General features: G+C 68.5%; 5 protein-coding genes and 1 pseudogene. 2 read left to right on the plus strand and 4 right to left on the minus strand.

All coding sequences use genetic code 11. From position 1 onward, the window contains the following. Together AC27KI_RS19400 and argS are read right to left on the minus strand one after the other, a co-directional pair. Window positions 1-300, minus strand: a pseudogene (locus AC27KI_RS19400) (SPOR domain-containing protein); the annotation flags it as partial. A gap of 12 nt (window positions 301-312) precedes the next feature. Further along, window positions 313-2,022, minus strand: a complete 1,710-nt coding sequence (gene argS, locus AC27KI_RS19405) for an arginine--tRNA ligase (protein ID WP_487115336.1) — start codon at window positions 2,020-2,022, stop codon at window positions 313-315. A gap of 117 nt (window positions 2,023-2,139) precedes the next feature. Here argS and AC27KI_RS19410 point away from each other — a divergent pair, with 117 nt between their 5' ends. Continuing rightward, complete coding sequence (locus tag AC27KI_RS19410; protein ID WP_284406653.1) at window positions 2,140-2,478, plus strand: PsiF family protein; 339 nt, start codon at window positions 2,140-2,142, stop codon at window positions 2,476-2,478. A gap of 68 nt (window positions 2,479-2,546) precedes the next feature. Here AC27KI_RS19410 and AC27KI_RS19415 read toward each other — a convergent pair whose 3' ends face one another. Next, window positions 2,547-3,002 (minus strand): DUF2214 family protein, encoded by a 456-nt coding sequence (locus AC27KI_RS19415; protein WP_284394754.1) that lies wholly within the window; start codon window positions 3,000-3,002, stop codon window positions 2,547-2,549. 148 nt (window positions 3,003-3,150) lie between these two features. On the opposite strand from AC27KI_RS19415, the gene AC27KI_RS19420 reads away from it, so the two are divergent. Beyond that, on the plus strand, window positions 3,151-4,122 hold the full coding sequence (locus AC27KI_RS19420) for an FmdB family transcriptional regulator (protein WP_487115338.1): 972 nt from the start codon (window positions 3,151-3,153) through the stop codon (window positions 4,120-4,122). Between the two features lie 48 nt (window positions 4,123-4,170). Here AC27KI_RS19420 and AC27KI_RS19425 read toward each other — a convergent pair. Continuing rightward, window positions 4,171-4,403, minus strand: a 233-nt coding sequence (locus AC27KI_RS19425) for a DUF3016 domain-containing protein (RefSeq protein ID WP_487090454.1), incomplete at its 5' end; no start/stop codon positions are given.

Raw genomic sequence — 4,403 nt, forward strand, 5'->3', positions numbered from 1 at the left:
GGCGGCGGGCACCGAAGCGTTGCTCGCAGGGGCCGGTGCGACACCGGCCACCGCGGGCGTCGAGCTGGCGGGCACGGGCGGGCGCGCCGGGTTCTTGCCGTACAGCGGCGAATTCGGGTCCCAGTTCTTGTTCTTCTGGGATTCGGCGGCGTCCTGGTCGGCATTGCGCGCACCGCCCTTGTTGAGGAAGGGCACCGGCACCTTGGTCACATACACGGCCACGCCCAGCGCCGCCCCCAGGCCTACGACCACCCCGAGGATGAAGCCGATGGCGGTGCCCCCACGTTGCTGTTTTGTCATATCCGTAAACACTCACATTCTGGCTGGCGCCGATACGCCCAGCACGGCCAGGCCATTGTGCAATACCTGTGCGGTGGCGGCGACGAGCGCCAGGCGCGCGCGCTTGACGGCTTCGTCGTCCACCAGGATGCGCTCGGCGTCGTAGTAGCTGTGGTAGCTCGCGGCCAGGTCGCGCAGGTAGAAAGTGACGTCGTGCGGCGCCTCGCCTTCGGTCGCGGCGGTGAGCATTTCGGGGTATTTGGCCAATTGCAGCATCAGCGCCTGGGCCTGCGGGCCTTCGAGCGCGGACAGGTCCACGCCCTGGAGGGACGCCACATCGCCGCCGCCCTGCTCGGCCCAGCTGCGCAGCACGGAGCAGATGCGCGCATGCGCGTACTGCACGTAGTACACCGGGTTGTCGTTGTTCTGCGCCACGGCCAGATCGACGTCGAAGGTGTATTCGGTGTCGGGCTTGCGGCTCAGCAGGAAAAAGCGCACGGCATCCTTGCTGGTCCACTCGATCAGGTCGCGCAGCGTCACGTAGCTGCCGGCGCGCTTGCTGATCTTGACCTCTTCGCCGCCCTTGACCACGCGCACCATGGTGTGCAGCACGTAGTCGGGGTAGCCCTGCGGAATGCCCACGTCGGCGGCCTGCAGGCCGGCGCGCACGCGGGCGATGGTGCCGTGGTGGTCCGTGCCCTGGATGTTAACGACCTTGGTGTAGCCGCGCTCCCATTTGGAGATGTGGTAGGCCACGTCGGGCACGAAGTACGTGTACGAGCCGTCCTTCTTGCGCATCACGCGGTCCTTGTCGTCACCGTAGTCGGTGGATTGGAGCCACAGCGCGCCGTCCTGCTCGTAGGTCTTGCCGTTGGCGACCAGCCGGTTCACCGTGGCCTCGACGCGGCCGCTGGTGTACAGGCTCGACTCCAGGTAGTACTCGTCGAACTTCAGGTTGAAGGCCTGCAGGTCCTTGTCCTGCTCGTGGCGCAGGTAGGCCACCGCGAAGTTGCGGATGGACTCCACATCCTCCACGTCGCCGCTGGCCGTGAAGGCGCGGTCGGTGGCCTGCACCGTCTTCTTCGCGAGGAAGTCGTTGGCGATGTCCTGGATGTAGTCGCCGTTGTAGAACCCCTTGCTGGCGGGATTCTCGGGGTCGGTGGGCCAGCAGTCGTCGCCGGGTTTGAAGCCCTTGGCGCGCAGCTGCGTGCTGTGCGTGAGCGTATGGATCTGCACGCCTGCATCGTTGTAGTAGTACTCGCGGTGTACCTTCCAGCCCTGCGTGGCGAAGAGGTTGCAGATCGCATCGCCCAGGGCCGCCTGGCGGCCGTGGCCCACGTGCAGCGGGCCCGTGGGGTTGGCCGAGACGAACTCGACCAGCACCTTCCGGCCGTTGTCCGGCTGTTGCCCGAAGCGCTCGCCGGCGGCCAGCACCTCGCGCACCACTTCCTGCTTGGCGGCGGGCTTCAGGCGGATGTTGATGAAGCCGGGGCCCGCGATCTCCAGCGCCTCGGCCCAGCGGCCGAAGGCCGGCGTGGCCAGCAGGGCCTCGCGCAGCGTTTCGGCCAGTTGCCGGGGGTTCTGCCTGGCGGCCTTGGCCAGCTGCATGGCGGCGGTGCAGGCGAAATCGCCGTGCGCCGCCACCTTGGGGAATTCAAAAGCAGCACGCCCGGCAGCGCCGGGCGACAATTTTTCCAGCTCGCCGGCGAGCGCCGCGAGCAATTCCTGTTTGACGGAGAGCATGCGGCGATTCTACGGGCCGCCCGTCATCCAAACTTTCGGCCATGACGTTATGCTGAACAGCCTCGCGGGGTGCGCGTCGACGGGGGGCTTCCTATCCACTTTTTGCAGGAACACGACATGAAGAATCTGCTCTCCGTGGTGGCCGCCGCCGGCCTCGCCCTCTCCTTCGCCACGGCGCATGCCGCCGATGCCCCCGCAGCCGCCGCCTCCGCGCCGGCCAAGGCCCCCACCGCTCAACAGAGCAAGATGGCCACCTGCAACGCCGATGCCAAGACCAAGGCGCTCAAGGGCGACGAACGCAAGGCCTTCATGAAGGACTGCCTGAGCGCCGACAAGCAGGCCGCCCAGCAGGGCAAGATGACCACCTGCAACGCCGACGCCAAGACCAAGGCGCTCAAGGGCGACGAGCGCAAGGCCTTCATGAAGCAGTGCCTGAGCAACAAGCCCGCCGCCTGATCCGGCCACCGGCCCGCCTTTCGTCAAAAAGCCCCGCACTGCGGGGCTTTTTGCTGGGCGCGGCGCGTTCAGCGGGTGCCGACGCCCCGCGCGAGGAACGTGGCCGCCAGCGGAATCAGCACCAGCAGGTGCGCCTCGATCATGACCAGGCGCCGGGTGCTGCGGATCGCCGCCTCGTCCGGCAGCGCGCCCGTGGCGCGCAGGGCCTTGCGCCAGCGCAGGAACCGCAGGGTGGGCGCGATGGAGATCAGCCCGACCACTACGAAGAGCCCCACCTTCACATGCAGCAGCGGCTGCATTCCATACCACTGCGCGCCCTTGATGCCCCAGCCGACGCGGGCCAGCCCCGTGGCCAGCACGGCCAGGGCCGCGATGCCATAGAACCGGTCCAGTTGCGCCAGCCGCTCCACCGCGGCCGCGTTCAGCCAGGCCGGGCGGCACAGCGCGGCTTCGCTGGCCAGGAAGGTGACCATGGTGAGAATGGCCAGGAAATGGGCATAGGCCAGCAGGGCTTCGGTGGTCATGTGGCGTTCCTTGGAGTGGGGGCGGCGCGATGGTAGCGCGCCTACGGCAGCCTGCGCCGCGTTTCGTTCGCCGGTGCAGCGCTTCGGGTGCGCGTGCGCAATCCCTGGGACTGCCGCAACAGTGAAAGTCTCTCCATTGTTGCGAGGCATGTCCATGCCGATCCAGTCCATCTCCCACACGCAGCCCAACGCCTGGCTCCAGGGCGGCCAGAGCACCACCCTGCAGCAGGATCTCATCAAAAAGGTCCTGGAAATGCTGCTCGTCAGCCTGCTGGAGAAGCTGGGCAAGAAAGACGACGCGCCGTCCAGCCAGCCCGGCGGCACCCCGGCTTCCAGCCCCGCGAGCGTACCCCCCAGCGCCCCCCCCAGCGCGTCACCCAGTCCATCACCTGGCCCGGCACCCAACCCGTCCGCCGGTCCGGCCAGCCCCCCCTCGGGCGCTCCGGCTCCCACGCCAACGCACGACGGCACCGCCGACACGGTCCCGGCACGAGCGCCCTCTACCAGCCCGGCCATTCCCGGCAGCGGCACGGCAGGCAACGACTTCGGCACGCAGAGCGTGGCGGAAGGTGCGGGCAAGGTCTACCCGAAATTCGAGCCGGTGCTGCGCGGCGACGAGTCGCAAAAGGACGCGCAGATCCAGACCCAGGCGGACTTCGGCAAGGCGGCCGATGCCACGGCCAGGGAATACGGCCTCGACCCCAACGTGTTCCGCGCCCAGCTGGAGGTGGAATCCAACGCCTTCTCCAAGGGCTTTCAGGGCGCCATGAAGCTGGAAGGCGACCTGGGCCGTGCCGGCGAGAACAACACCTCCATCGGCCTGGGGCAGATTTCCCGCAAGTTCCTGGACGGCCGCGAATGGGCGGACGGCGGCCCCGGCAACGAACGGGTCGGCGGCCAGAAGGTCTCCACCGAGCAATACCAGGGCAGCGTGACGACGCAGTTGCGCATGGCGGCGTCCAACCTGGCCCAGCGCGTGGCCGACCACGGCGGCCTGCAGCAGGGGCTGGCGTACTACGTGTCGGGCAACCCCGACCCGGGCAATGCCAACGCCAGCGCCTACATCGACCGGATCAACACGGCACTGAAGGACCCGGCGGTCGTCGGGCCCGGCCGCTGACCCGCGCAGGCGGCGAAGGCAGCGCCACGGGGTGCCGCCTTCGCCGCATCACTGCGGCGAAGGCGCTCCGATGTCCTGGCGCACCCAGTCGTCAAGCAGTGCCTTTTCATACCGCATCGGATCGCTGCCGCCCCGCCCCGCGCGGGACAGGAACGACGGATCGCGCAGCTCGCGGCGACCGGACTGCAGCACGCGGCCATCGGCCGCCGTCCGCTGGAACTCCAGGTCGATGCGCGGCGGATACACGTCGCGCACGATGCGCACCTGCGCCAGCTGCGCGC

It is taken from the genome of Acidovorax sp. KPB24-03, assembly GCF_057546605.1.